The organism is Collinsella sp. An271 (genome assembly GCF_002159695.1).
In the GTDB taxonomy this organism is placed as follows: Bacteria; Actinomycetota; Coriobacteriia; order Coriobacteriales; family Coriobacteriaceae; genus Collinsella; species Collinsella ihumii.
Map to the genome: position 1 here is coordinate 126,046 of NZ_NFJE01000006.1, position 24,999 is coordinate 151,044.

At 65.0% G+C, this 24,999-nt stretch carries 23 protein-coding genes; 18 read left to right on the forward strand and 5 right to left on the reverse strand.

Going from position 1 to position 24,999, the window contains the following annotated elements; all coding sequences use genetic code 11:
• Window positions 1-83: 83 nt before the first annotated feature.
• From B5F74_RS07025 to B5F74_RS07035, 3 genes are all read right to left on the reverse strand, one after another.
• Complete coding sequence (locus B5F74_RS07025) at window positions 84-743, reverse strand: TrkA family potassium uptake protein (protein WP_087201164.1); 660 nt, start codon at window positions 741-743, stop codon at window positions 84-86.
• 8 nt (window positions 744-751) lie between these two features.
• Window positions 752-1,405 (reverse strand): NAD-binding protein, encoded by a 654-nt coding sequence (locus tag B5F74_RS07030; RefSeq protein ID WP_087201165.1) that lies wholly within the window; start codon window positions 1,403-1,405, stop codon window positions 752-754.
• A gap of 77 nt (window positions 1,406-1,482) precedes the next feature.
• Window positions 1,483-4,404, reverse strand: a complete 2,922-nt coding sequence (locus B5F74_RS07035) for a cation-transporting P-type ATPase (protein ID WP_087201167.1) — start codon at window positions 4,402-4,404, stop codon at window positions 1,483-1,485.
• A 726-nt stretch (window positions 4,405-5,130) separates the two neighbouring features.
• On the opposite strand from B5F74_RS07035, the gene B5F74_RS07040 reads away from it, so the two are divergent.
• The 10 genes from B5F74_RS07040 to B5F74_RS07085 all read left to right on the forward strand — a co-directional run bounded on the left by B5F74_RS07040 (window position 5,131) and on the right by B5F74_RS07085 (window position 13,040).
• Window positions 5,131-5,937: a YebC/PmpR family DNA-binding transcriptional regulator gene (locus tag B5F74_RS07040; protein ID WP_066829240.1), complete on the forward strand. Its 807-nt coding sequence runs from the start codon at window positions 5,131-5,133 to the stop codon at window positions 5,935-5,937.
• A gap of 214 nt (window positions 5,938-6,151) precedes the next feature.
• Window positions 6,152-6,688 carry a hypothetical protein gene (locus B5F74_RS07045; RefSeq protein ID WP_087201168.1) on the forward strand — a complete coding sequence of 179 codons (537 nt, stop codon included), beginning with the start codon at window positions 6,152-6,154 and terminating at the stop codon, window positions 6,686-6,688.
• A gap of 1 nt (window position 6,689) precedes the next feature.
• On the forward strand, window positions 6,690-7,076 hold the full coding sequence (locus B5F74_RS07050) for a DUF2273 domain-containing protein (protein ID WP_239283397.1): 387 nt from the start codon (window positions 6,690-6,692) through the stop codon (window positions 7,074-7,076).
• A gap of 185 nt (window positions 7,077-7,261) precedes the next feature.
• Entirely contained in the window at window positions 7,262-7,681 is a 420-nt protein-coding gene (locus B5F74_RS07055; protein ID WP_239283403.1) for an Asp23/Gls24 family envelope stress response protein, read from the forward strand.
• Between the two features lie 326 nt (window positions 7,682-8,007).
• Window positions 8,008-8,757, forward strand: coding sequence for an ATP-binding cassette domain-containing protein (locus B5F74_RS07060; protein WP_087201171.1), 750 nt, complete (start codon window positions 8,008-8,010; stop codon window positions 8,755-8,757).
• Window positions 8,750-9,430, forward strand: coding sequence for a methionine ABC transporter permease (locus tag B5F74_RS07065; RefSeq protein ID WP_087201173.1), 681 nt, complete (start codon window positions 8,750-8,752; stop codon window positions 9,428-9,430). The genes B5F74_RS07060 and B5F74_RS07065 overlap by 8 nt, the downstream gene beginning before the upstream one ends.
• A 45-nt stretch (window positions 9,431-9,475) precedes the next feature.
• Window positions 9,476-10,345, forward strand: a complete 870-nt coding sequence (locus B5F74_RS07070) for a MetQ/NlpA family ABC transporter substrate-binding protein (RefSeq protein ID WP_204212492.1) — start codon at window positions 9,476-9,478, stop codon at window positions 10,343-10,345.
• A 271-nt stretch (window positions 10,346-10,616) separates the two neighbouring features.
• Entirely contained in the window at window positions 10,617-11,813 is a 1,197-nt protein-coding gene (locus B5F74_RS07075; RefSeq protein ID WP_087201175.1) for a DUF4013 domain-containing protein, read from the forward strand.
• 22 nt (window positions 11,814-11,835) lie between these two features.
• Window positions 11,836-12,522: a DUF4234 domain-containing protein gene (locus B5F74_RS07080; RefSeq protein ID WP_087201176.1), complete on the forward strand. Its 687-nt coding sequence runs from the start codon at window positions 11,836-11,838 to the stop codon at window positions 12,520-12,522.
• Between the two features lie 26 nt (window positions 12,523-12,548).
• Complete coding sequence (locus B5F74_RS07085; RefSeq protein WP_087201178.1) at window positions 12,549-13,040, forward strand: DUF2752 domain-containing protein; 492 nt, start codon at window positions 12,549-12,551, stop codon at window positions 13,038-13,040.
• Window positions 13,041-13,121: 81 nt separating this feature from the next.
• Here the strand turns inward: B5F74_RS07085 and B5F74_RS07090 are convergent, their stop codons facing one another.
• Window positions 13,122-14,354: an amidohydrolase gene (locus tag B5F74_RS07090; protein ID WP_087201180.1), complete on the reverse strand. Its 1,233-nt coding sequence runs from the start codon at window positions 14,352-14,354 to the stop codon at window positions 13,122-13,124.
• Window positions 14,355-14,589: 235 nt separating this feature from the next.
• Between B5F74_RS07090 and groES the strand changes: the two genes are divergently transcribed.
• The 6 genes from groES to B5F74_RS07120 all read left to right on the forward strand — a co-directional run bounded on the left by groES (window position 14,590) and on the right by B5F74_RS07120 (window position 21,017).
• Window positions 14,590-14,877 (forward strand): co-chaperone GroES, encoded by a 288-nt coding sequence (groES, locus tag B5F74_RS07095; protein WP_066829208.1) that lies wholly within the window; start codon window positions 14,590-14,592, stop codon window positions 14,875-14,877.
• Between the two features lie 51 nt (window positions 14,878-14,928).
• The gene (gene groL, locus B5F74_RS07100) at window positions 14,929-16,566 is read left to right on the forward strand and encodes a chaperonin GroEL (protein WP_066829205.1); all 1,638 of its coding nucleotides are present in this window, start codon (window positions 14,929-14,931) and stop codon (window positions 16,564-16,566) included.
• A 261-nt stretch (window positions 16,567-16,827) separates the two neighbouring features.
• Window positions 16,828-17,859: a YitT family protein gene (locus tag B5F74_RS07105; RefSeq protein WP_239283399.1), complete on the forward strand. Its 1,032-nt coding sequence runs from the start codon at window positions 16,828-16,830 to the stop codon at window positions 17,857-17,859.
• Between the two features lie 209 nt (window positions 17,860-18,068).
• Complete coding sequence (locus tag B5F74_RS07110) at window positions 18,069-19,334, forward strand: 4Fe-4S binding protein (RefSeq protein ID WP_087201182.1); 1,266 nt, start codon at window positions 18,069-18,071, stop codon at window positions 19,332-19,334.
• Between the two features lie 144 nt (window positions 19,335-19,478).
• Window positions 19,479-20,555, forward strand: coding sequence for a redox-regulated ATPase YchF (ychF, locus tag B5F74_RS07115; protein ID WP_087201184.1), 1,077 nt, complete (start codon window positions 19,479-19,481; stop codon window positions 20,553-20,555).
• A 63-nt stretch (window positions 20,556-20,618) separates the two neighbouring features.
• The gene (locus B5F74_RS07120) at window positions 20,619-21,017 is read left to right on the forward strand and encodes a DUF1648 domain-containing protein (protein ID WP_229254176.1); all 399 of its coding nucleotides are present in this window, start codon (window positions 20,619-20,621) and stop codon (window positions 21,015-21,017) included.
• Between the two features lie 450 nt (window positions 21,018-21,467).
• On the opposite strand, the gene B5F74_RS07125 is transcribed toward B5F74_RS07120, so the two are convergent.
• The gene (locus B5F74_RS07125; protein ID WP_087201186.1) at window positions 21,468-22,517 is read right to left on the reverse strand and encodes an asparaginase; all 1,050 of its coding nucleotides are present in this window, start codon (window positions 22,515-22,517) and stop codon (window positions 21,468-21,470) included.
• 354 nt (window positions 22,518-22,871) lie between these two features.
• Here B5F74_RS07125 and guaA point away from each other — a divergent pair, with 354 nt between their 5' ends.
• Both guaA and B5F74_RS07135 read left to right on the forward strand, forming a co-directional pair.
• Window positions 22,872-24,470: a glutamine-hydrolyzing GMP synthase gene (gene guaA / locus B5F74_RS07130; RefSeq protein WP_066830382.1), complete on the forward strand. Its 1,599-nt coding sequence runs from the start codon at window positions 22,872-22,874 to the stop codon at window positions 24,468-24,470.
• A gap of 209 nt (window positions 24,471-24,679) precedes the next feature.
• A complete protein-coding gene (locus B5F74_RS07135; protein WP_087201188.1) occupies window positions 24,680-24,982 on the forward strand; it encodes a hypothetical protein in 303 nt (100 codons plus the stop codon).
• Window positions 24,983-24,999 lie beyond the last annotated feature (17 nt).

The following is a 24,999-nucleotide window of genomic DNA, read 5'->3' on the forward strand; positions in this document are numbered from 1 at the left end:
CGACCCGTAAACAGGAGATGCGGCGGCGCGTTTTGGGACGGACCCCAAAACGCGCCGCCGCTTTTTTGCGGCCAGCGGCTACGCTACGCGAACATGCGTCGGATCTCGTCGCGCCCTTCGCGGCTGCAGAACAGCACGGTCTCGTCGCCCGCGCGCAGGACGGTGCGCCCGTTCGGCACGATCAGGTCGCCGCCATGGTCGACGGCGACCACGATCGTCTGATCGGGGAAGGTGATCTGGGAAAGCGGCATGCCCTCCACCTTCGAGCCGGGCTTGACCGTGGTCTGCACGATGCTGTGCTCGTCGCGGCCGAGCTTCATCAGGGTGAGCATGTCGCGCAGGCTCATGCCCTCGCGAATGAAGCGGGTGATGATCTCGGCCTGGTTCACCCCGACATCCACGCCGTTGACCGGCGTGAACATCCAGGCGTTTGCCGGGTCGTTGACGCGCGCGACGACGCGCGGCACCGAGAACTCCATCTTGGCCAGCATGGAGACCACGAGGTTGACCTCGTCTTGGCCGGTGACCGCGGCGACGACGTCGGCCATGTGCACGCCGGCGCGCTCGAGCGTGCGCGGGTTCGAGGCGCTCTGCTCGATGATGGTGCAATCGGGGCAGGAGCGGCGCAGGCGCTCCACCGCCTCGGCGCGCTGCTCGATGATCGTGACGGTCTCGCCGTCGGCGCACAGCTGAGATGCCAGGTGGGCGCCGATCTTTCCGCCGCCCGCAATGATGATCTGCATAGTATCGCCTACTCTCCGATGCCGAGCATCTGCTTGAACTTGCGGCTCGCCGAGGACGTGACGGCGGCGTAGATGATGTCGCCGTTGGCGAGCACGGTGCCTTGGGTCGGTATGAATGTCTCGTTGTTGCGCGAGATGCCGACGATCTGGACCTCGCCTATGGCGGTGAGCTCGCGGACGGTGGAGCCGTCGAGCAGCGCCGGGATGTCCGCGCGCACCAGGCGCACGTCGCCCGAGCCGATGTCGTAGACGCCGTCGAGCTGCTGGTAGGTCAGCAGCTCGCAGATGCGCGAGATGCCCCAGTCGTTCGGGGAGATGGTCTGGATATCGAGCCTGCGGTAGGTCTCGGCCTTGGACAGGTCGTGCAGGCGCGCGATGACGCGGGGCACGCGGAACATGCTGCGCGCCACATGGGCGACCACGATATTGGCCTCGTCGGAGCCCATGCACGAGACCAGCGCGCTCGTGCGCATGATGCCGGCCTCCTCGAGCACGCTGCGGTCGAAGCCCACGCCGCAGACCTTCTTGCCGGTAAACGAGGGGCTGAGCGCGTCGAGTGCCGCCCGGTCGCGGTCGACGACGGTCACCTCGAAGCCCTGGCGAGACAGGCGCTCGGCCAGGCCGGAGCCCAGAAACCCGACTCCTACAACGATCACGTTCATCTTAATCACCTTTCAAAAGACGGGGAGTGCGCGCTCCCCGCGTTGCATAAGGGAAAACCCGAAAACCGGGTGCGCCTCTACGCCTGCCGCGCGGCGCGCCGGGCGTCGCGGCGGCGAAGCCAGGCCTTGCGCGCCTCCTCGATGGCGATGACCACCGGCGGGATGCAGCAGAGGAAGACATAGTCCTGCCAGGCGAGCGGAGCGGTATGGAACACGCTCTGGAGCGGCGGGAACACCGTCAAAAACACGATGAGGGCGACCTCGAACACGATGCCGATGACGATCTGGCGGTTGGCGAGCAGCCCGATCTTGAACACCGAGGTCTTCTCGGTGCGGCAGTTCATGACCTGGCCGATCTGGGCGAACACGATGCCCGCGAGCGTCATGGTCGTCGCCTGGATGTAGACCGGGTCGGCGTCGTTGCCGATGCCGGCGAGCGGCACGGCGGGCCAGCCGTTCAGGATGTTGACCAGGAAGTAGCCGATCATCGCCGCGATCGACCCCATGAGGCCGTACCACAGGAAGGCCTTCACGAGCACGCGCGGGTTGAGCAGGCGCTCGTTGGGGTCGCGCGGGGGCTGGTCCATGACGGTGCCCTCGGGGGGCTCGGTGCCAAGACCCAGCGCGGGCAGCATATCGGTGCCCAGGTCGATGGTCAGGATCTGCATGGTGGTCAGCGGCAGGGGCACGGCGCCGCCAGACAGCAGGTACACGGCGTTCGGCACGGCCTCGGGCGCGTTGGAGTTCAAGATATAGAGGAGGAACTTGCGGATGTTGCTGTACACCGCGCGACCCTCCTCGATGGCGGCCACGATCGAGGCGAAGTTGTCGTCGGTCAGGATCATGTCCGCGGCCTCCTTGGCCACGTCCGTGCCGGCCACGCCCATGGCGACGCCGATGTCGGCCTTCTTGAGCGCCGGCGCATCGTTCACGCCGTCGCCGGTGACGGCCACGATCTCGCCCATCTCCTGCAGGGCGGTGACGACGCGAAGCTTCTGCTCGGGCGCCATGCGGGCGAAGACCACCTGTCCGGCGAGCTTTTCCTTCAGCTCGTCGTCGCTCATCTTCGAGAGCTCGAAACCCGAGATGACCGACAGGTCGCCCCCGTCGACGATGCCGATGCGCCGGGCGATGCTCGCGGCGGTCAGGCCGTAGTCGCCGGTGATCATGACGATGCGGATGCCGGCGCGGCGGCATTCGGCGACGGCCGCGGCGACCTCGGGGCGCGGCGGGTCCATCATGACCTCGAGGCCCACGAAGGTGAGGTGGCGCTCGATGGTCTCGGGCGTATAGGCGCTCATGGACGCGGGCACGCCCTGGCGCTCCGCCTCGGCGCCGAGGGGACGATAGGCCACGGCGAGCACGCGCAGGCCGTCGGCGGCATAGGAGTCGTTGGCGTCCATGATGCGGGCGCGCAGCTCGTCGGTCATGGGCACGACGCGCCCGTCCACGCGGATCTTGTCCGCCAGGCGCACGACCTCGTTGGGGGCGCCCTTCGTGAAGGCGATGCGCGTCGCCCCGTCGATGGGGTCCTCCAGGCTGTGGATGGTCGTCATGCGCTTGCGGCGGCTCTCGAAGGGCAGCTCCTTCACGCGCGGCATGCGGCTCTCCAGCTCAGCGGGGTCGATGCCGCCCTTCTGGGCGGACACGATCAGGCAGGCCTCGGTCGGGTCCCCGTAGACCTCGTAGCGCTTGCCCTCCTCTTCGGGGGCGTGCAGGCGCGCGTTGCCGCACAGAAGCCCGCCTTCCAGCAAAAGCTCCAGATCGGGGTCGTCGACGGCGCGATACGTCGTTCCGCCCGCTTCGATGGCGCCTTCGGGCGCATAGCCAACGCCGGTGATCTCGTACTCGCGCGACGCGGTCCACAGGTGGTTGACCGTCATCTCGTTTTGGGTGAGCGTGCCGGTCTTGTCCGTGCAGATGACGCTTGTGGAGCCCAGCGCCTCGACGGAGCTGAGCTTCTTGACGAGGGCGTTGCGGCGGCTCATGCGCTGCACCGCCATGGCGAGCGACAGCGTCACGGTGGGCAGCAGGCCTTCCGGGATGAAGGCGACGACCATGCCGAGCGCGAAGATGAACGACTGCGCGAAGGGTTCATGCACGACGAACATGGAGAGGGAGAAGAAGATGATGCCCATGCACATGGCGAAGACGGTGACCTGCTTGGTGAGGCGGTCGAGGTCGCGCTGCAGCGGGCTCTCGGCGTCCTCCATGTTCTGGGTCAGGCTCGCGATCTTGCCGAACTCGGTGTCCATGCCGATGCGGATCACCACGGCGCGGCCGTTGCCCTCCGACACGCTCGTGCCGGCAAAGACGAGGTTGGGGATCTCGGCTGCGGAGAGCCCTTCCTCGAGGACGGCGTCCGAGGTTTTGCGCGAAGGGTTGGACTCGCCGTTCAACGTGGATTGGTTCACCTGCAGATCCGAGCTCGCGATCACGCGGGCGTCGGCCGAGATCTTGTCGCCTTCCGCCAGAAGCATGATGTCGCCGGGGACGAGGTCCTCCGCGAGCACCTTCTGCTCCTGTCCGTCGCGGATGACGTTGGTGTAGGCGGGCAGCATCTTCTTGAGCGCTTCGGTCGCCTGGCTTGCGCGATATTCCTGCCAGAAGCTGAAGACGCCGTTGATGATGTTGACGAGCCATACGGCAACGCCCAGCTCGGGCAGGCCCGCGATGAACGCGATGATGCCCGCCACCCACAGCAATATGGCCATGAGGTGGGTGAAGTTGGACAGAAATGCGATGATGGGCGAGCGTTTCTTGCCGGATTCGATCAGATTCTTGCCGTAGCGCTGCTGGCGTGCCGTCGCCTCCGTGGACGGGAGGCCGCCGGCGCCGACGCCGAGCATGGCGAGCGTCTGGTCGATTGTCGATGTTCTGATTGTTTCGATAAGATTGCCGGATTCGTCTCCGGCTCGGTGTGCACGTCCGGGCTCTAGGTGCGGGCCCGAATCCGTGCCTGCCGCTTCTTGCGGCGACGCGGGGTTCTGCGTTCCCATAATCCCCATCCTTCCCACGGTCAAAAGCTGGTGCTTTTGGCGAGAAAAACAAAAACTAGGGCCACGGGGGCTCGCGCATGCCCCTGTGGATGGCACTGCATCATATCCATGTGCCCAGCGAGATGCAAGGGTCTTTTTTCAAAATTTTGCAAGCAACGTTTTACCATGTAGCAGGGCAAAAATGAGACCGCAAAGCTTACGTTCAAAATGCAAATCGGGGACGTACCTTCCGCTTGCACTTTTGCAAATTCGGGGACGTACCTTCGGCTTGCACTTTTGCTCGAGGGGGACAGGCCTTCACCGTATCGGCTTGTATGTTCGCGGCGGATTCCGGGGGAGGGGCCCTCTCAAAATGATGCGCGATCCCCTAAAACGGGTGAGGGGACGTCGGAAGAGGTCATGTAGCCAGTTTTCGACCGTGAAAAAAGCCGGCAGGAGCCAGCATCCTCTTCGAAGCGGTTTTTACGGAGCCGTCTCCCTCAGCGCAAGCGTGCAAGCTGAAGGTACGTCCCCGATTTGCAAAAGTGCACGCGGAAGGTACGTCCCCGAGTTTGCATACGGGAGGTACGTCCCCGATGTGCATGTGCTTGCGTGCTCATTGCGTGGCCATGGGCAAGGGGGCTTTTTCGCGTCCGCCATTCGGTATATCATACCGTCCGTGTGTTTCTAAAGGTCGGCCCTGCGCACCGCGCGTCGCCGGCTCGCGTAAGTACGAAGGAGTCTCGCATGTCCGGACATTCTAAGTGGGCCACCACCAAGCACCGCAAGGGCGCGCAGGACGCTAAGCGCTCCGCGCTCTTCTCCAAGCTTTCCCGTAACATCACCGTCGCCGCCCGCCTGGGCAACGACCCCAATCCCGATAACAACGCCTCCCTTGCCGCCGCTGTCGCCAAGGCCAAGGCTCAGTCCATGCCCAAGGACAAGATCAAGAGCGCTATCGACAAGGCGTTCGGCACCGGCGCCGACGCCGCCGTGTACGAGAACATCGTCTACGAGGGCTACGGTCCCGCGGGTGTCGCCGTCTACGTCGAGTGCCTGACCGACAACCGCAACCGCACCGCCGCCGACGTCCGCTCCGCGTTCAGCCACGCGGGCGGCAACCTCGGCACCAGCGGCTCGGTCGCCTTCCAGTTCGAGCGCAAGGGCCAGGTCATCGTCGCCAAGGAGATCGTCGACCCCAACGATAAGAAAGAGAACATGATGGCCAACGGCGCCGCGGGCGACGAGGAGGAGTTCATGATGGCCGTCGCCGAGGCCGGTGGCGACGACTACGAGGACGCCGGCGAGGAGTGGGTCGTGTGGACCGCCCCGGGCGACCTCATGGCCGTCTCCAAGGGTCTCGAGGAGCAGGGCATCGAGGTCAAGGGTTCCGAGCTCACCATGGTTCCGACCACCCCGACCGATGTCACGCCCACCGATGCCAAGAAGGTCCAGCGCCTCGTCGACCGTCTCGAGGAGCTCGACGACGTCCAGGACGTCTACCACACCATGAACATGACCGACGAGGTCGTCGCCGCCCTCGAGGAGGAGTAGCGCACGCTCGTCCACGTCGTGGATGATGAAAGCCGGGTCCGCGCATCGCGGCCCGGCTTTTGCGTATTCCGCGATCGAGCGCGGCGGAAGCGCGCCTTCGGGTATACGAAAACGAGCGGGACGGCTGCGCGCCTCGGCGCAACTCGGATCGCACGAGGCGTTTGTCGTCTGCTAAGCTGTTCTCACGTTCGATCTCTCGGAAGGGGGCTGGCGCATGCGCGCGTTCAGGAAGGTCCTTGCGGTCCTGTTCCTCATGGCCGGCATCGTGGTGTGCGGCGTGTTCGCCGCCGAGCGCGCCGGCGTGCCGTTGGGCCACATCGACCGCGTGCTCGACACGCCCGCGGGACATGTCGCGTCGCTCGCGTGCGCGGCGATCGCGGGTCTCGGGATCCTGGTTGTCGCGATCATGACGCTCGCCGAGCGGCCCGAGATCACCTGCGTGCATCCGGCGGGCAATCCCGATATCGAGGTGAGCCTCACCGCCCTGGCCTCGGCCGCGCGCCGCGCCGCGCCGGGCGAGGACGACGTGCTCATCGAGTCGGTCGAGGGACGCGTTGCCGGAAAGGGCCGCGACGAGGTCCGTTTGACCGTCGAGGCCATCGCCTTTACCGACCAGGGGCTCGACGCGTTGGCCCGGCGCATGCAGCGCCGTGTCGAGACCGCATGCGAGGCGCTGCTCGGCACGCCCGGCGTCGTCGCCCGCATCCGCTTTTTGCCGAGCAAGACCACGATCGTGACCAAGGAGGTCTAGCGTGAGCGATACCGTACACTCCGGCGCCAAGAAGGCGGCGCCCAAGCTGACGATCGAGCAGGAGCCGATGGCCGACGATCAGGCGGCGCCGGCATCCGATGCATCATCCGAGCAGGCCGCGCACGCGCGAAGCGCCCTCGGCGACCAGGCCGTCGGCTTCATCAAGGGGCTGGGCGCATCGCTGTGGGCATACGCCGACACGCACCATTACACGGTGCTGTACGGCTTCATCGGGTTCGTGCTCGCCGTCCTCATCCTGACGATCGGACTGTGGTCGACTATCGTCATCGCCATCTTCGCCGGCGTGGGCGCCACGCTGGGCCAGATCCGCGATGGCGACAACGGCATCGTCAACTTCTTCAGCAGGCTGTTCGGCGGAAAGCGCTAGGCCTGCCTTTTGCGTACGGAACGTAGCAGGATCGCGGCGCGTCCGCGCAAGCAGAAAGGGGAGCACCCATGACCGACGAGCTCAAGGTTGCTGTGGAGACGGGTGAGCCGGAGGCGGCCGAGATCGACGTTGCCGAAACGGCGGGCGTCGTCGTCGCCGACGCGCAGGAGCCGGCGGACGACGATATGGCCGACGACGGGGAGTTCGACGACGATGAGCTCGATTCCGAGGATTCGCTGACCTACTCCAACGGCGTGATCGAGAAGATCGTCGCCATCGCCACGCGCGAGGCTGCCCACGTGCTCGGCATGAAGGGCAACCTCATGCACTTCGTGCAGGAGACGCTGGGCGCCGAGAACCTGACGAAGGGCGTGTCCGTCGAGGTCACCGACGACAACCGCGTGATCGTGAACATCTCGGTCATCATCGAGTACGGCGCGTACGCGCCCGCGATCTTCGAGGACGTCAAGGAGCGCGTCACCGAGCGCCTGGCTGCCATGACGGGGCTCGAGGTGGCGGGCATCAACCTGCGCATCGAGGACGTCATGACCCGCGAGGAGTACGCGGCGAGCCACAAGCGCGCCCAGGAGGCCGCGGCGGAGTAGCGCCGCGCGCGTGACAGCACGATAGAGCAGCCGGCACCCCGGGGCGGCGATCCGTCCCGGGGTGCCGGCTGCTCTATCTCGCTGTCACGTCCTCTTGTTTCACAGCCGTTTCGCGCTTGCATCGGACATGTAGCCCTGTTACTGTAGTTTGCATGTTTACGAATGCCGCACATATGATGATGGTTATGATGATGCCCTCGCCCGGGCACTTTGCTATGCCGCGCGCAACCCGCCGGCATGGGGAGACCGGGCGCCTTCATTAGGTCGTCTTTGGCAGAAGACGGCCCGCCTCAGTTCGCGAACCATCATCGGGCGGAGTTTTTCTCGTGATTCAAATCAAACATCTGTGCAAAGAGTTCGATGGCGCCTCGGGCGTCGCGCATGCTCTCGATGACATCAACATCGATATCGCCGACGGCGACATCATGGGCATCATCGGCATGAGCGGTGCCGGCAAGTCCACGCTCGTGCGCTGCATCAATCTGTTGGAGCGCCCCTCGTCGGGCCAGATCGTCGTCGACGGGCAGGACGTGACGAGCCTGTCCGGCGCGGAGCTTCGCAGCTATCGCCGCCGCGTGGCCATGATTTTCCAGAACTTCGGCCTGCTGTCCCAAAAGACCGTGCTCGACAACGTGTGCTTCCCGTTCCTCGCCGCGACGGGCAAGGTGACGGCCGAGAACCGCGCGTATGCCCTCGACCTGCTCGACATGGTCGGCCTGCGCGAGAAGGCGCCGTCCTACCCCTCGCAGCTGTCCGGTGGCCAGCAGCAGCGCGTCGCCATCGCCCGCGCGCTCGCGTGCGACCCCGAGTACATCCTGTGCGACGAGGCCACCAGCGCGCTGGACCCGGCGAGCACCAACACGATTTTGAAGCTGCTGCGCGAGATCAACCGTAAAACGGGCGTCACGGTCATCGTCATCACGCATGCGATGAGCGTCGTCGAGAAGATCTGCCGCAATGTCGTCGTGTTGGAGCACGGCCGCGTGGTCGAGAAGGGGAGCGTGGCCGACGTGTTCGCCAACCCCACCTCTCAGGCCGCGAAGGTGCTGCTCGAAAGGGTTGATTGGGATGCTTGATGCCGCGAACGCCTTCATCGCCGAGTACGGCGAGCTTCTTGTCGAGGGCACGGGAAGCACGATCGTCATGGTGCTCGTGCCCACGCTGATCTCATATATCATCGGCATCGCGCTCGGCGTGGTGCTCTACCTCACCGCTCCGGGCTCCTTGCGCCCCGCGCCCGCGCTCAACGCGGTGCTGGGCTGGGTCGTCAACATCCTGCGCTCGTTCCCCTTCATCGTGCTCATGGTGTTCATCATCCCGTTCACGCGCCTCATCATGGGCACGGGGTCGGGCATCCTGGGCACCATCCCGCCGCTCGTGCTGTCCGCGTCGCCCTTCATCGCGCGCATGATCGAGCAGTCGCTCGCCGAGGTGCCGCGTGAGTCCGTCGAGGCCGTCGAGGCGTGCGGGGCGAGCACGGCGCGCATCGTGTTCTCGGCGCTTTTGCCCGAGGCCCTGCCCTCCATCGTGCGCGGCGTCGCCGTCGTGCTCATCTCCGTGCTGGGCTACACCGCCATGGCCGGCGCCATCGGCGCGGGCGGCCTGGGCGACATCGCCGTGCGCTACGGATACTACCGTCGCGTCGACGAGGTCATGATCGTCGCCGTCATCATCCTCGTGGTGATCGTGCAGGTCATCCAGAGCGTGTGCGACATCGCCGCGCGCAAGGTCGACCACCGCGGCGTCTAGCGACGACCGCTTCTCCAACAATCTCAATCAAGAAAGGTATTTACCATGTTGAACAACATCGCTCTCTCCCGTCGTTCCCTGATCGCCGCCGCGGCAGCTGTCGTCGGCGTCGGATCTCTGGCCGCGTGCGGCACCTCCGGTGACACGTCGGCTGCCGGCGGCTCTTCTGCCGAGGGCAGCTCGCAGACGCTGACCGTCGCCGCCAGCCCGAGCCCGCACGCCGAGATCCTGAACGACTTCGCTGCCGACAAGCTCGCCGAGCAGGGCATCACGCTCGAGGTGAAGGAGTACACCGACTACATCCTTCCCAACCAAGACGTGTCCGCCGGCGAGATCGACTGCAACTACTTCCAGCACATCAACTACCTCAACAACTACAACGAGGAGAACGGCACCGACCTGGTGAACGTGGGCAAGATCCACTTCGAGCCGATGGGCGTGTTCGCCGGCAAGTCGGACGACCTCGCCAACATCGCCGACGGCGCGACCATCTCGGTTCCCAACGACGCCACCAACGAGGGCCGCGCGCTGCTGCTTCTGCAGGAGCACGGCGTCATCACGCTCTCCGAGTCCGCCGGCATCACCGCGACGCCCAACGACATCGTGGACAATCCGCACAACGTCGAGATTCTCGAGCAGGAGGCCGCCATGCTGCCCTCCACGCTCGCCGACGTGGACTTCGCGGTCATCAACGGCAACTACGCCATCGACGCCGGCCTGACGCTGGCGGACGCCGTGGCCCAGGAGAGCGCCGACTCCGACGTCATCAAGAACGAGTACGCCAACGTCATCGTGACGAGGCCCGAGCTTGAGGACGATGAGCGCATCAAGGCGCTGGTCGACGTGCTGACGACCGATGAGTTCAAGGAGTACCTGGCCGACACGTTCGGCGACTCCGTCCAGGCGGCGTTCTAAGCCATCTGCCTATTCGTGAATCCGACAAGCCCCGGCGGCAGGACCTGAACTGCCGCCGGGGCTTTTGCATGCAAGCCGGGGGACGTACCTCCCGCGTGCATTTTTGCACGCGGGAGGTGCGTCCCCCGGCTTGCATGGGTGTCGGATGTTTGTCGGATATCGTTAAGAAACGCGATATTAGCTGCAAAATAGCAATAGTACACAAAATTAAATAATCAGAACATATACTGAGCACCTACATGCGGGACCGACGAGACGAAAGGGGACCGGTATGAGGTGCAACGCATGCGGATCGTACGTGGCGGACGGCAACAGGTTTTGCCCCGTGTGCGGATCGGGCAACGTCGCGGCTGATGCGAACGGGGGATGTAACGAGCATACGGTGCCGCCGCCGGGCCCTGCGGGGCGGAATCGAGGCGCATCCCCGCAAGGCCCGTCTGCCGCATTCGCCGGCGGATACGGGGCGCAGGCGACGTCGATGCCCGGGTGGAACTGCTCGGCGGCGGCGCCCGCCTCTCGCGCGAAAGGCTGTCTTGCCCAGGCGATCGACGACGCGGTGGGCGGCGCCTGCCGCCTGCGCCGCATCGTTCGGAGCGCGCTGTTTCCCACCGCGGTCGCCGCCGCCTCGGTTCTCGCTTCTTCGCTGCCGGTGGCCGGGACCGTCATCGGCCCGGTGGGGCTCGCATGCTCTGTCGTCTTGCTTTCGTGCTGCGGCGGCTACGGGGTGGCCTGGGGGCGCGAGCTCTCCGCGCCGCACGGCTTTGACGCCGATGCCCCCGTCGCGCGCACCTCATTGCTGTCGCTCGGCTTTTTCGGCGGGGCGCTGCACCTTGTCGCGGTGGTGGTGAGCGCCATCCCCGGTCTGATCGCCTGGGCGCTGAGCTTTCTGGGCATCGGCTTGGGGGCGACGTTGCTTTGGGACTCCTACGGCGTGGGGTTCTCGGTACTCGGGACGGTTGTTTCGCTGATAGCAGGGGTCATCTCGATCGCACTCCATGTCCTCGCCATCGGCTTGGCGGTGGTGCTCACCATGTTCACCGACGCGATGACGATGCATCTGGTGGTGACCGGAAGGCTCGAATCCGCGTTCTCGCTCGCGGGGGTGCTCGCCGTCTTCCGCAAGGAGCCGGGGAAGCTGTTCTGCGCGTCCGTGGTCCCCGGTCTGGCCGCCATCGCGGCGGTCATGGTGGGCAACCTGGCGTTGTCGCTCGTATCGGATGCCCTCGACGTGCTTCCGTTCGGCATGGTGGGGACGGGCCTGTTCGACCCCATCGGCGGCTTTGGCGCCAACGTCGTCTTGGCGGCACTCGTCGGCCTCGCGGCGTTTTGCGTCTCGTGCGGCTCGATCGTCCGATACCGGGCCGTCGGGTACTGGGCGCAGCGTTTCGCCCCGTCGTGGAAGGACGAGACCGAGCATGACTGCGTGCTGCCCTTCGCGCATCGGTTCGCCACGACGCTGAGAATCTGAACCACGTGGAAAGGAAACGCTCATGATCTGTCCGAATTGCGGCTCCCCCGTACCTGAAGATTCCGCGTACTGCCCGGTGTGCGGCATGCCGGCGACCACCCCGCAGGCCCAGGCGGGCGCGACGGACATCGCGCCGTACCAGGGGGAGGCGGGGCAAGCGTACGCACAGTCCTACCAGCAGCCGTCCTACCAGCAGGGGTATCAGCAGCAAGGCTATGGGGGAGCTCCGTTTTCCGGGGGTGCGGAAGGATATGCTGCCTCGGGAGGGTTCGCGCCTCCCGCACCCATGGGTAGCGCTCGGGCCCTGAACGATAGACGCAGCACCCTGATGGTCCTGCTGCTCAATATCGTGACGTGCGGCGTCTACTGGTACATCGCACTCCACGAGATCGCCGAGGACACCAATATCACGTGCGGAGGTGATCGCGAGGAGACGCCGGGCATGGCCGTGTTCATCGTCCTGTCGCTTTTGACCGGCGGCCTGTATACGGCCTGGTGGTACTACAAGATCGGCAACCGCCTGCAGAGAAACGCCCCGCGCTACGGCCTTTCGTTCAAGGAGAACGGGACGACCCTGCTGGTGTGGAACTACGCCGGATGCCTGCTGTGCTGCGCGGGGCCCATCGTCGCGATGAGCATCATCGTGAAGAACGCGAATGCGCTCGCCGCCGCGTATAACGCGCGGGCGGGCGTCGTCTATCAATCATGATGGGCGTTGTCAGACGGTTGGCCGACATGCGCGGGCCCGGCGGCGCGGATGCGTGCCGCCGGGCCCTTTCCGCGTGCGGGGCGGCCGTTCTGGCCGTGGGCGCGTTGACGGTCTCCGGCATCGGCTGCGTCTTTCGCTTCGCGACGGGCGTCCCCTGCCCGGGCTGCGGCATGACGAGGGCATACCTCGCGTTTCTGAGCGGTGACGTCGCTTGCGCGCTCGCATACCATCCGCTGTTCTGGATGGTTCCGATCGCGGGCCTTCTGGCGGCGGCGCAAGGCGCGCTGTCCTCGATGCTCGTCGCGACCGGGGGCGCCCGGTGCGCTCGGCATGCGTTGCTGCGGGCAGCATGGCGCGCCTGCGTGGCGCTTCTTGCTTTGATCGCGTGCGCGTTTTTGGCGGTCTGGCTCGTGCGCCTGGCCGACCCCTGCGACGCCGGCCTGCTCTTTTCCGAGGTGCCGCCGTCCGGGATGGAGGCGGATGTCGTCTTCCTGTCTTCCCCGCGCTGGCTGGGATGAGGGGGATGGATATCGGTCCGCCGGGCGCTCGGCGCGGTTCTTTGCATCCTGGGCAGGGCGCCGCTTCGGGCGCCCTGCCGGCTATTCCGCGAGGAAGTCGAGGGCGTATTGCGCGGCGAGCATGCTGCCTTGCACCAGGACCGATTCGTCGACCTTGTAATAGCAGGAATGCTGCGCCCACGTGGCGCCAATCTGGGGGTTGCGGGTTCCCACGAACGCGAGCACGCCGGGCACGCGGCGCAGGTACTCGGAGAAGTCCTCGCCCGAGAGCGTTCCGCGATACGATCCGATGCCCGCCCGGCCGAGCACCTTGGTCACGGCCTCGCGGCACCGCGCGCTCGCCTCGTCGTCGTTTTCGACCTTGTAGTTGGCGATGGTGTAGTCGGTGAGCCTCGCCTCGGCGCCGAGCGCCATCGCCGTGTGCGTGCAGATGCGCTCGATCAGGCCGGGCATGAGGTCATGGGCGGCGTCGCTGTAGGTGCGCACCGTGCCCGTCAGGTATGCGGACCCGGCGATGACGTTGCGCGCCGTGCCACCGTGGATCTCCCCGATGGTGACCACCGCCGGCTCGTAGGGGTTGAGGTCGCGGCTGACGATCGTCTGGAGCGCGTTCACGATTTCCGCCGCGGCGATGATGGCGTCGGCTCCGCGCTGGGGCATGGCGCCGTGGCACGACGTGCCCTCGATGTCGATGCGGAACCAGTCGGTGTTCGCCATGCGCGGGCCCGGCTCGCAGCTGATGGTGCCCGCGTCGACCTCGCTCCAGATATGCATGGCGAAGGCACCGTCCACCCCGTCGCAGGCGCCCGCCCCGATCATCAACTTGGCGCCGGAGCCGTTTTCCTCCGACGGCTGGAAGACGATACGGATCTCGCCGTGGATGTCGTCGGTCATGGCGCTCAGGATGCGCAGAGCGCCGAGCATCATCGCGATGTGGCAGTCGTGGCCGCAGGCATGCATGACGCCGTCGTTCACGCTCGCGAACTCCTCTCCGGTGCGCTCGGTGACGGGCAGGGCGTCGATGTCGGCGCGCAGCAGGATGCGCCGGCGCGGGGTGCCGTCTGCCGCGTAGGCGTCGGGCGCCGTGCCCGCAAGGGTCGCCACGAGCCCCGTATCGAGCGGACGGGTGTAGGGGATGCCCATGGCGTCGAGCTCGCGGGCGATTGCCTCGGTGGTCTGGAACTCCTGCAGGCTGAGCTCGGGGTGGGCGTGGAAATACCGCCTCTGCTCGATGACATAGGGCTCGATCTGGGCGGCAAGGCTTTGGATGGTGCTCGTGATCTGCTCGGGCGTATGCGCGGCGTGCGTTTCCATGCTTCGATCCTTCCGTGGGTGCGGGTTGGCACCAGTATATGCCGAACGCGGCGAAAGGCCGTGATTATGCAACCGCATGTTTGAGCACTGAAGAAATCTAAGTGCCGATACTTAAGATTTTTTGACTTTGCGTTGTATAAGTCGGGTCAGGTGGGTATTATTCATGGCGTACGTAAGGCAAGGCTGGTACGAGCTGGGCAAAAAGAGCTCGCCAGCGCACTAAGGAGGAATCAGCATGAGCCTGAAGCCGCTTGGAGACCGCGTTCTTATCAAGCCGGATGCAGCTGAGCAGAAGACCGCCTCTGGTCTGTACATCGCAAGCAACGCGCAGGAGAAGCCGCAGCGCGGCGAGATCATCGCCGTGGGCGCCGGCAAGCTCAACGACAAGGGCGAGCGCGTGCCGATGGACGTCAAGGTCGGCGACAAGGTCATCTACGGCAAGTTCGGCGGCAACGAGATCAAGGTCGACGGCGAGGACTACCTCCTCATGCGTGCCGACGACATCTACGCTGTGGTCGAGTAGCACAAGTCGCATTCGCTTTCTCATTTGAATCATCACTTGGAGGAATAGAACATGGCTAAGAATATTACGTTCGACACCACCGCGCGCGCCAAGCTCGCCAAGGGTGTCAACACGCTGGCTGACGCCGTCACCGTCACCATGGGCCCCAAGGGCCGCTACGTCGCCCTGCAGCGCTCCTACGGCGCTCCGACCATCACCAACGACGGCGTTTCCGTCGCCAAGGAGATCGAGCTCGAGGACAACATCGAGAACATGGGCGCCCAGCTGGTGAAGGAGGTCGCCACCAAGACCAACGACACCGTGGGTGACGGCACCACCACCGCGACCCTGCTCGCCCAGGCCATCGTGAACGACGGTCTGCGCAACGTCGCCGCCGGCGCAAACCCGCTGGCCATCCGTCGCGGCATCGACAAGGCCGTCAACGCCGTCGTCGCCGAGATGAAGAAGCAGGCCCAGCCGGTCGAGACCAAGGAGCAGATCGCGTCTGTCGGCACCATCTCCGCCGGCGACCCCGAGGTCGGCGCCAAGATCTCCGACGCCATGGACGTCGTGGGCAAGGACGGCGTCATCACCGTCGAGGACGGCCAGACCTTCGACATCACCATCGACACCGTCGAGGGCATGCAGTTCGACAAGGGCTACGTCTCCGCGTACTTCGTGACCGACAACGATCGCATGGAGGCCAGCCTCAAGGATCCCTACATCCTCATCACCGATCAGAAGATCTCCAACGTCCAGGACATCATGCCCGTGCTCGAGGCCGTCTCCCGCGCCGGCAAGAGCCTGCTGATCATCGCCGAGGACATCGACGGCGAGGCCCTGCCGACCCTCGTGCTCAACAAGATCCGCGGCGCCCTCAACGTCTGCGCCGTCAAGGCCCCCGGCTACGGCGACCGTCGTAAGCGCATGCTCGAGGACATCGCCTGCCTGACCGGCGGCCAGGCCGCGCTCGACGAGCTCGGCATCAAGATCGCCGACATCACCGCCGACATGCTCGGTACCGCCAAGTCCGTCACCGTCTCCAAGGACAACACCACCATCGTCGGTGGCGCCGGCACCAAGGAGGCCATCGCCAACCGCGTCGCCCAGATCAAGGGCGAGCTGGAGCACACCGACTCCGAGTTCGACCGCGAGAAGCTCCAGGAGCGTCTGGCCAAGCTCTCCGGCGGCGTCGCCGTCATCAAGGTCGGTGCTGCCACCGAGACCGAGCTCAAGGAGATCAAGCACCGCGTCGAGGACGCCCTGCAGGCGACCCGCGCTGCTGTCGAGGAGGGCATCGTCGCCGGCGGCGGCGTGGCCTTCATGGACGCCATCCCGGCGCTCGAGGGCATCGAGATCTCCGACCCCGAGGAGCAGATCGGCATCGACATCATCAAGAAGGCGCTGACCGCTCCTGTCGCCACCATCGCCAAGAACGCCGGCTACGAGGGCGCTGTCGTCGTCGACAAGGTCGCTTCTCTGCCTGCGGGCGAGGGCCTGAACTCCGCGAGCGGCGAGTGGGGCAACATGATCGAGATGGGCGTGCTCGACCCCGTCAAGGTCACCCGCACCACCCTGCAGAACGCCGCCTCTGTCGCCAGCCTGATCCTCATCACCGAGGCCACCGTCACCGACGTGCCGAAGAACACGCAGCTTGAGGATGCTATCGCTGCCGCTACCGCCAACGCGCAGGGCGGCGGTATGTACTAAGCCGAAATAGGCTCGAGCATATCGATCGAAAAGGCTCCGGGAATCCTCCCGGAGCCTTTTCGCGTTCGGGCCCGTGACGGCGCTCTTGGAGGCTGGGTTGGAACGAACCCGTCCCCAAATGACCCATTCAGGCGGCTCGGCCATGCGCCGCTTGGCGGAAATAGGGGTCGGTCGGCGGTCTTCCGGTGCCTGCCGGGGGCTTTCGGCTATCATGGTGCGGCGGAAGTGACCAGCTTTGTCTTGTCTTGCCGGAGGGTAGAGATGGCTGAGGATTGGGATAGGTCCGACGGCGGCACCTACGTGCGCGATGCGGACGCCCGCGCGCGCATCAAGGACCGCGCTCACGAGCGCGAGATGCGCCAGGGCAAAAAGCGCATCGGGAACGCCCCCGTTGTCGTGGACGCCAAAAAGGAGCTCGAGCGCCTGAAGAGCCTGAGGCGCCGCGCGATCGTCCGCCGCGTCATCACGCTGTGCTCCGTGATCGTCTCCGCGTTTCTGCAGGCCTATGCCATCCAGGTGTTCGTGCAGCCGGCCGGCCTGCTTTCAAGCGGCTTCACGGGCCTGGCGATCCTGGTCGACCGCATCACCTCGATGTTCGGGTTCAGCTTCCCCACGTCGGTCGGCATGATCGTCTTCAACATCCCCGTCGCCATCCTGTGCTGGAAAAGCATCAGCAAGCGCTTCGTCGTCTTCTCGATGATCCAGGTATTCCTGTCCTCGACGCTTCTGCGCTTCATGGACTTCGACCCCATGCTGCGCGAGCCGGTCCTGCTCGTGGTGTTCGGCGGCTTTATCTACGGCCTCGCCATCGCGATCGCCCTGCGCGGCGGCGCGTCCACGGCGGGCACCGACTTCATCTCGCTCATGGTGTCCAACAAGACGGGCAAGTCCATCTGGGGATTCATCTTTGCGGGCAACTGCGTCATGCTGCTCATCTTCGGATACCTGTTCGGCTGGACCTCGGCGGCGTTCTCGATCATCTTCCAGTTCATCTCGACCAAGACCATCGAGACGTTCTACCACCGTTACGACCGCATGACCCTGCGCATCACCACCAAGAAGCCCGACGAGGTTCTCGAGGCGTACACGGAGAAGTTCCGCCACGGCTCCTCGTGCTTCGAGGTGATCGGAGGCTACAGCCGCAAGACGTATTGGATCATCGAGACGGTCGTGTCGTCCTACGAGGTGGGCGAGATCGTCGCGCTCGTGCGGGCGCATGACGACCACGCGGTGATCAACGTGTTCCGCTCGGAGGACTTCTTCGGCAGGTTCTATCGCGGCCCGGTGGATTAGGTGCCGCGATAGCGATGGCCTTCCGTTCAGGAGCGCCCCGTTCGAGACGAGCGAGCGGGGCGCCCCTCGCGTATGCCGCGTCTGCCTCGCGGGGCATCTTCGACATGGAGTTGTTCCCTTATCGGTCGCAAGGCCGTCGGGCACGGTACAATGAGGCAATTGTGTACTGTGGCCCGAGGGCCCATCTGCAGAGCACAGGGGAGATTCGCATGGCAGAGCAGCACGATCTGTTCGATGACATTATCGATATCAGCAAGGGCATCAGCGCCCTGAAAAATCCGCTCGGCGGCGTCACTGACGCCATCATGGGGACGGGGGAGCAGGAGGCACCCCAGTGGAACCCTGCCGATTACAAGGAGAAGCCGCGCGGCAACTCGATCCCGTGCCTGCTGTGCAATTACGAGAAGAGCAGCTGCCGCGCGTGCATCGACGCGTGCCCGGTGAAGGCGATCGATATCGAGGAGTTCAGCATCGACATCAAGGACATGTGCCGCAAATGCGGCCTGTGCACGTCGGTGTGCCCCACAGAGGCCATCTCCGCGAAGCGCCTGCAGCCCAAGCGCCTGTACGACGCCATCGCCGGCGCCGCGGCCGCCTACAAGACGGCGTACGTGACGTGCACGCGCGCCCTGCGCCGCGTCCCGCGTGAGAATGAGGTGGTCGTCGCCTGCATCGGGGACGTCAAGCCCGAGGTGTGGTTCTCGATCATGGCTGACTATCCCAACGTGAGCGTGTACCTGCCGCTCGACATCTGCACGAACTGCAAGAACACGACGGGTGAGGAGATCTTGGGCGACGCCATCGCCACCGCCGAGGAGTGGGCGGGCACAGGCCTCGGGCTGGAGGTCGATCCCAAGCGCCTCAAGTGCGAGAAGCGTCGCGAGTATGAGCGCAAGGAGTTCATGGACAACATCATGAAGACCACGGGCCTCGCGGTGAGCAAGCTGAATCCCGCCACGGCCGCCGTGACATCGGTGGCGCAGCGCCTGCGCGACCATACGAAAAAGATCTCCGCGCTCGAAAAGGCACTCAAGGAGGCCTGCGGCACCACGACCGCCAAGCGTCGCCGCGTGCTGACGCAGGGGCGCCAGCTCGTGCTGTCCACCCTGCAGGAGCATCCCGAGCTCGCCCAGAACATCCAGGTGAGCACGCCCGAGTGCGATTTCTCCAAGTGCACGCTGTGCGGCGAGTGCGTGCGCATCTGCCCCACGCACGCGACCGACCTGGTCGGCGCCGGCCGCTTCACCGTCGAGCCGACGTTTTGCGTCGGCTGCGGGCTGTGCGCGGAGGTGTGCGAGGAGCACGCGCTTACGATGGTGCAGCATGATGCGAGCGATCTGGTCGTTCCCGATCCCGAGTCCGAGCGCCGCGCGGCGGAGGCGGCCAAGACCCATGCCGAGGTCGAGAAGACCAAGGCTCAGGCCAAGAAGACCCTAACCAAGGTCCTCGACTCGGTGGAGAAGATGGCCGACTGACCCAGCGCGCCCGTGTCGCGCATGGATGGGGACTTGACCGCTGCGCCCTTGTACCGTGCGACGTTGCGCTAGTATGATACTCCGGAAGGTTCAGGCGCCCTGCTGCTTGCCGGCGGGGCGCTTTCGTTTGAGAGAAGGTACACCGTGGCCCTGTCTATCGGAATCGTCGGTCTGCCCAACGTCGGCAAGTCGACGCTGTTCACCGCGCTGACCAAGAAGGGCGGTCTGGCCGCCAACTATCCGTTCGCCACCATCGACCCCAACGTCGGCATCGTGGACGTGCCCGACGACCGTCTCCAGAAGCTCGCCGATATCGTGCACCCCGGCCGCATCGTCCCCGCGACGGTCGAGTTCGTCGACATCGCCGGCCTGGTGAAGGGCGCCAACGAGGGCGAGGGCCTCGGCAACCAGTTTTTGGCCAACATCCGCGAGACCGATGCCATCTGCGAGGTTGTGCGCTACTTCAAGGATCCCAACGTCATGCGCGAGGTCGGCCGTACCGGTGACTTCGTCGATCCGGCGGGTGACGCCGACACCATCATGACCGAGCTCATCCTCGCCGACATCCAGACGCTCGACAAGCAGCTTCCCAAGCTGGAGAAGGAGGCCAAGCGCGACCACGACCTCATGCCGAAGCTGGACGTGGCCAAGCGCCTGGTCGAGTGGCTGAACGAGGGCAACCGCGCCGCGACGCTGGACATGACCGACGAGGAGCGCGCTGCCGCCAAGGGTCTGTTCCTGCTCACCATGAAGCCGATCCTGTATGTGGCCAACGTCGACGAGGACATGCTCGGTGAGGAGCTCGATCCCATCGACGGTGTCACGCCCATTCCCATCTGCGCCAAGGTCGAGGCCGAGCTGTCCGAGCTCGATCCCGAGGAGGCGGCCGAGTACCTGGAGACGCTCGGACTCGAGCGCCCGGGTCTGGAGGTGCTCGCGCAGGCGGCCTACAAGCTGCTCGGCCTGCAGTCGTTCTTCACGGCGGGCGAGATGGAGGTCAAGGCGTGGACGGTGCGCATCGGCGCCACCGCGCCCCAGGCCGCCGGCGTGATCCACTCCGACTTCGAGCGCGGTTTCATCAAGGCCGAGGTCATCTCCTACGACGACTACATCGAGCTCGGCGGCGAGCAGGGCGCCAAGGCGGCCGGCAAGCTGCGCATGGAAGGCAAGGAGTACGTCATGGCCGACGGCGACGTGGTGCATTTCCGCTTCAACGTGTAGCGCGCGCCCTGTCGCGCCCGCGCGCTCGGCTGCGGTGTCATCCCGTTTTCGCGAGGAGCTCTCATGTCCAAGTTCTCTATGTTCAAGTACGGCAAGAAGGCCGGATACCTGGGTGTCGCCACGATCGTCTTGGCGCTCGTACCGACCGTGATCGCGCTCGCGGTCATTCCCGGCCTGCCCGACCAGGTGCCCATGCGCTGGGATTCCGCGGGCGAGGTGATTCGCTGGGGCAGCCGCTACGAGATGCTGATTCCGCCGGTGATGGCCATCGCGTTCGGGTTCGGCATCTACGTGCAGACGATGCGCAAGGCGGCCGAGCACGCCAAGGATTCCATGATCATGGCGGTGAGCACGGCCGAGCGCTTCCTGCGTAGCGGCGTGATCACGACCGCGGTCATCAACGTGGCCAATTTCTACCTGCTCTACGTCACCTTGTCGGGGACGAACCCCTTGGTGTTCTAGGGAAACACCGATCAATTCATTCCGCTCCGGTCGGCCCCGTGCCGGGCGGATGCGGGGCCCTGTGGCAGGGTCGCGCGGGAGCGGATCGTCTTCGACCGGTCCTTCGTCGGGCCGTGCAAAAACGTGCATGCGAGTTTGTCACTGTTTTTCGATGCCGTTTTTCCATAGGTGCCGCAGCCCTCGGAGTTTGCCCAGTTGAATCCTGCGGAAATATCGAAGGTTATCCGCCGGCTGAGCAAAGGTGCCTCAAAAACAGTGACAAACTCGACCCCGCCCGAATCGCCTCCCTGTGAAGTGGGCGGGTCTATGCATTTTTGCGCATATTATAGTGATAATATGCAGTTTTCTGTGGATGCCGGAAACACTGAGCCCGCGGGCAGCCGATCGGCGCTTCCTAGCGAGATGCACGCATGCCGCATGGGGCGCGCCGAGCCTTCTCGGCGCGCTTTTCTATAGCGGCGGCAGGCGGTCGAAGTTGACCGGACGATAGAAGAGCCTTTTGATCTCGTCGGGGTCGGAGGACTGGCCGCGCGCCCACATCGTCTTGGCGACGAGCGCCTCGGTGGTCATGTCGTCGCCCTTGAGGATGCCGGGATGGTCGGCGTATGCGCGCCCGACCTCGTAGACCCCAAGATCGAGCCCCTCCTCGGGGACCTGCGTGGTCACGACCGCCGTGCGCCCCGAATCGACCCAGTCGAAGATGGCCTGCCTGAACGAAGGGGAGCCCGATGTCGCGCCTTCGTACTCGGGGATGCCGCCGATGCCGAAGGTCTCGAGGATGACCGCGTCGTAGTTGGATTCGAGCAGCCCGAAGATGGACGGGTCGATGCCCGGGGTGAGCTTGAGCACGAAGACGCGTTCGTCGAGCGTGGTGAAGAAGCGCGGCGTGGTCGTGGGCGCCAGATTGCTCGCGGCGAGGCCCTGCGCGCGAGCGAGGGCGTCTCCACTGCGGATGATGCGGTCGTTGCGCACGTAGGCGATCGAGGGGTAGTTGACGCTCTTGAAGGCGTTGAAGCTCATGGTCCGCTGCTTGCGGCCGCGCGTGCCGGCGATGACCGCCCCGTTGAACACGATGACGACATCGCGGCTGCGCTCATCGGTCGCATACAGCAGGCTTTGGTACAGGTTGAGCTTGGCGTCGGTGAACGAGTCGCACATGGGCTTCTGCGAGCCGGTGAGCACGATCGGCTTGGGGCTGTCCTGGATGAGGTAGGACAGCGCGGCTGCGGTATATGCCATGGTGTCGGTGCCGTGCAGCACGACGAATCCGTCGTATGCGTCGTAGGCCTCGACGATGGCGGAGCTGATGCGCAGCCAGTCGCGCGGGCGCATGTTGGTGCTGTCGATGTTCATGAGCTGGAGGATGCCGATATGCGCGAGCGAGGCGATCTCCGGCACCGCCTCGGCGAGCTGCTCGCCGGTCAGCGAGGGCGAAAGACCGTTGCCGTCTTCGGCAGATGCGATGGTGCCGCCTGTTGCGATGAGCAAGATGTTCTTCATGGGCGCTTCCTCGTGGCAAGCTCGGGATGGTTTCGTCGACAGTATTGTGACCCATTTTCTCACCGTCGCCCGCTTCGGGCCAAAGATTGCTGGCGCTCCCAAGCGGCGTCGGGACGGCCTTTTCGCTCGATTCGCGCTCGGTCAGCCTGATAAGAAGGGTGCTAGATACAGCAGAATGGGCATTTCCGGCCGCTTTAGGTCCGATCTGCCGCTGCGCCGGATTTCGATGTTGCGCAGTTCTCCTTCAGATGGCCTGTTTTGTCATATGTGCTGGTCGCGAGTGTGTATCATGATGACGTTTGTGAGAGGGGACGGCGAGGCGTCGTCTTGCGAAACATGCAGAAGGGGAGTTCTATGGCTCAGGCTTCTTCCAATCAGACGGGGAGCAAGGTCCTCGTATTCGACTTCGGTGCGCAGTACGGCCAGCTTATCGCCCGCCGCGTGCGCGACCTGCACGTGTACTCCGAGATCGTTCCGTGCGACATCACGGCCGACGAGGTTCGCGCCATGAATCCGGCGGCGCTGATCCTGTCCGGCGGCCCTGCATCCGTTTACGCCGAGGACGCGCCCACTATCGACCCCGAGGTCCTGAATCTCGGTCTGCCGGTGCTCGGTTTCTGCTACGGCCATCAGACCATGGCCGCGGTGCTCGGCGGCGAGGTCTCCCATTCCGATATCGGCGAGTACGGCCCCGCCACGATCGAGCGCGACCGCGAGAGCGCGCTTTTCAACGCGACGCCGATCGAGCAGACGGTCTGGATGAGCCATCGCGATTCCGTGAGCCGCGCCCCCGAGGGCTTCGTGGTCACCTCCTCTACCGATGTGTGCCCCGTCGCCTCCATGGAGTGCCCGGAGCGCAAGCTGTATTCCACCCAGTTCCATCCCGAGGTGCGCCACACCGAGTACGGCCAGCAGATCCTGTCGAATTTCCTGTTCAACATCTGCGGCATCGAGCCGACGTGGACCATGGACAACCTCGTCGAGACCATGAGCCGCGAGATCCGCGAGAAGGTCGGCGACGACCGCGTGATCCTGGCGCTGTCCGGCGGCGTGGACTCGTCGGTCGTGGCCGCGCTCGGCGCGCGTGCCATCGGCCGCCAGATGACCTGCGTGTTCATCAACCACGGCCTTCTGCGCAAGGGCGAGCCCGAGCAGGTCGAAGAGGTGTTCACCAAGCAGTTCGACGTGGACTTCATCCACGTGCACGCCGAGGACCGCTATGCCGCGCTGCTCGACGGCGTGACCGAGCCGGAGGAGAAGCGCCGCATCATCGGCACGCAGTTCTGGAAGGAGTTCTTCGCCGTGGCCCAGCAGCTCGACGGCGTGAAGTACCTGGCCCAGGGCACCATCTACCCCGACATCATCGAGTCCGGCGCGCGCAAGACCGGCGGCAAGGCCTCGACCATCAAGAGCCACCACAACCTGATCCCGTTCCCCGAGGGCGTGCACTTCGACCTCATCGAGCCGCTCGACCACTTCTTTAAGGACGAGGTGCGCGAGCTGGGTCTGGCGCTCGGCCTGCCCGAGCACATCGTGTACCGCCAGCCGTTCCCGGGTCCCGGTCTCGCCATCCGCATCATCGGCGCGGTGAGCCCCGAGAAGCTCGAGATCCTGAAGAACGCCGACGCCATCGTGCGCGAGGAGCTGGACGCCTACAACGCGCGCCTGTTCGAGGCGACCGGCGAGCGCAACTCCGAGCACAGCTGCTGGCAGTACTTCGCGGTCCTGCCCGACATCAAGAGCGTGGGCGTCATGGGCGATGAGCGCACCTACCAGCGCCCGGTCATCATCCGCGCCGTCGAGTCGAGCGACGCCATGACCGCAGACTGGGCGAAGCTGCCCTACGAGGTGCTCGGCAAGATCTCGAGCCGCATCGTGGCCGAGGTTCCCGGCGTGAACCGCGTGGCGTACGACATCACGTCGAAGCCCCCCGCGACGATCGAGTGGGAGTGATTTTCCCCATAAAACACTTTTCGACAGGTTCTGACACATAACAACGTTTTCGCAGGTAGAAAAGGGTTTTTCTCGATTCGAGAAGAACCCTTTCTATCACTTGGAAACGCTCCCTTCAGGACGATTCTTCCACGAATTCTTCCATGGAAGAGGGCTTAGGAGACGCGGAGGCAGGGCGACAACCCATCGAATGTAGAACGGAGAAGCCCATGCTGAACGAGACGGAACTTAAGGAAATGATAGAACTCGAGGACTTCGCGCACTTCCGGGCGGACCTCGTGGAGATCTCCCCCGAGAGCTTCACGCTCGACGAGCTCAAGGAGATTCTGGGAGACATGATCAGAAGCAAGGTCGCCATGGAGGACGACATGAGGGAGAGCTTCGCGGCCCTCGGGGAGGTGGAGCAGACGCGCCTTCTCGACATGCTGGGAGAGAGCGGATACAAGGATCGCGACTGGTGGTGCCGCATGCTTTTGGACGGGCCAAGGCACAGGGAGTTCCCGACCATCTAGACGCCAACAGGGCTGTA

Coding starts and splice junctions, on each gene's coding strand:
- B5F74_RS07025 (WP_087201164.1), bottom strand. CDS start 743: ATGCAGATCATCATTGCGGGCGGCGGAAAGATCGGCGCCCACCTGGCA.
- B5F74_RS07030 (WP_087201165.1), bottom strand. CDS start 1,405: ATGAACGTGATCGTTGTAGGAGTCGGGTTTCTGGGCTCCGGCCTGGCC.
- B5F74_RS07035 (WP_087201167.1), bottom strand. CDS start 4,404: ATGGGAACGCAGAACCCCGCGTCGCCGCAAGAAGCGGCAGGCACGGAT.
- B5F74_RS07040 (WP_066829240.1), top strand. CDS start 5,131: ATGTCCGGACATTCTAAGTGGGCCACCACCAAGCACCGCAAGGGCGCG.
- B5F74_RS07045 (WP_087201168.1), top strand. CDS start 6,152: ATGCGCGCGTTCAGGAAGGTCCTTGCGGTCCTGTTCCTCATGGCCGGC.
- B5F74_RS07055 (WP_239283403.1), top strand. CDS start 7,262: ATGGCCGACGACGGGGAGTTCGACGACGATGAGCTCGATTCCGAGGAT.
- B5F74_RS07065 (WP_087201173.1), top strand. CDS start 8,750: ATGCTTGATGCCGCGAACGCCTTCATCGCCGAGTACGGCGAGCTTCTT.
- B5F74_RS07070 (WP_204212492.1), top strand. CDS start 9,476: ATGTTGAACAACATCGCTCTCTCCCGTCGTTCCCTGATCGCCGCCGCG.
- B5F74_RS07075 (WP_087201175.1), top strand. CDS start 10,617: ATGAGGTGCAACGCATGCGGATCGTACGTGGCGGACGGCAACAGGTTT.
- B5F74_RS07080 (WP_087201176.1), top strand. CDS start 11,836: ATGATCTGTCCGAATTGCGGCTCCCCCGTACCTGAAGATTCCGCGTAC.
- B5F74_RS07085 (WP_087201178.1), top strand. CDS start 12,549: ATGCGCGGGCCCGGCGGCGCGGATGCGTGCCGCCGGGCCCTTTCCGCG.
- B5F74_RS07090 (WP_087201180.1), bottom strand. CDS start 14,354: ATGGAAACGCACGCCGCGCATACGCCCGAGCAGATCACGAGCACCATC.
- groES (WP_066829208.1), top strand. CDS start 14,590: ATGAGCCTGAAGCCGCTTGGAGACCGCGTTCTTATCAAGCCGGATGCA.
- groL (WP_066829205.1), top strand. CDS start 14,929: ATGGCTAAGAATATTACGTTCGACACCACCGCGCGCGCCAAGCTCGCC.
- B5F74_RS07105 (WP_239283399.1), top strand. CDS start 16,828: ATGGCTGAGGATTGGGATAGGTCCGACGGCGGCACCTACGTGCGCGAT.
- B5F74_RS07110 (WP_087201182.1), top strand. CDS start 18,069: ATGGCAGAGCAGCACGATCTGTTCGATGACATTATCGATATCAGCAAG.
- B5F74_RS07120 (WP_229254176.1), top strand. CDS start 20,619: ATGTCCAAGTTCTCTATGTTCAAGTACGGCAAGAAGGCCGGATACCTG.
- B5F74_RS07125 (WP_087201186.1), bottom strand. CDS start 22,517: ATGAAGAACATCTTGCTCATCGCAACAGGCGGCACCATCGCATCTGCC.
- guaA (WP_066830382.1), top strand. CDS start 22,872: ATGGCTCAGGCTTCTTCCAATCAGACGGGGAGCAAGGTCCTCGTATTC.
- B5F74_RS07135 (WP_087201188.1), top strand. CDS start 24,680: ATGCTGAACGAGACGGAACTTAAGGAAATGATAGAACTCGAGGACTTC.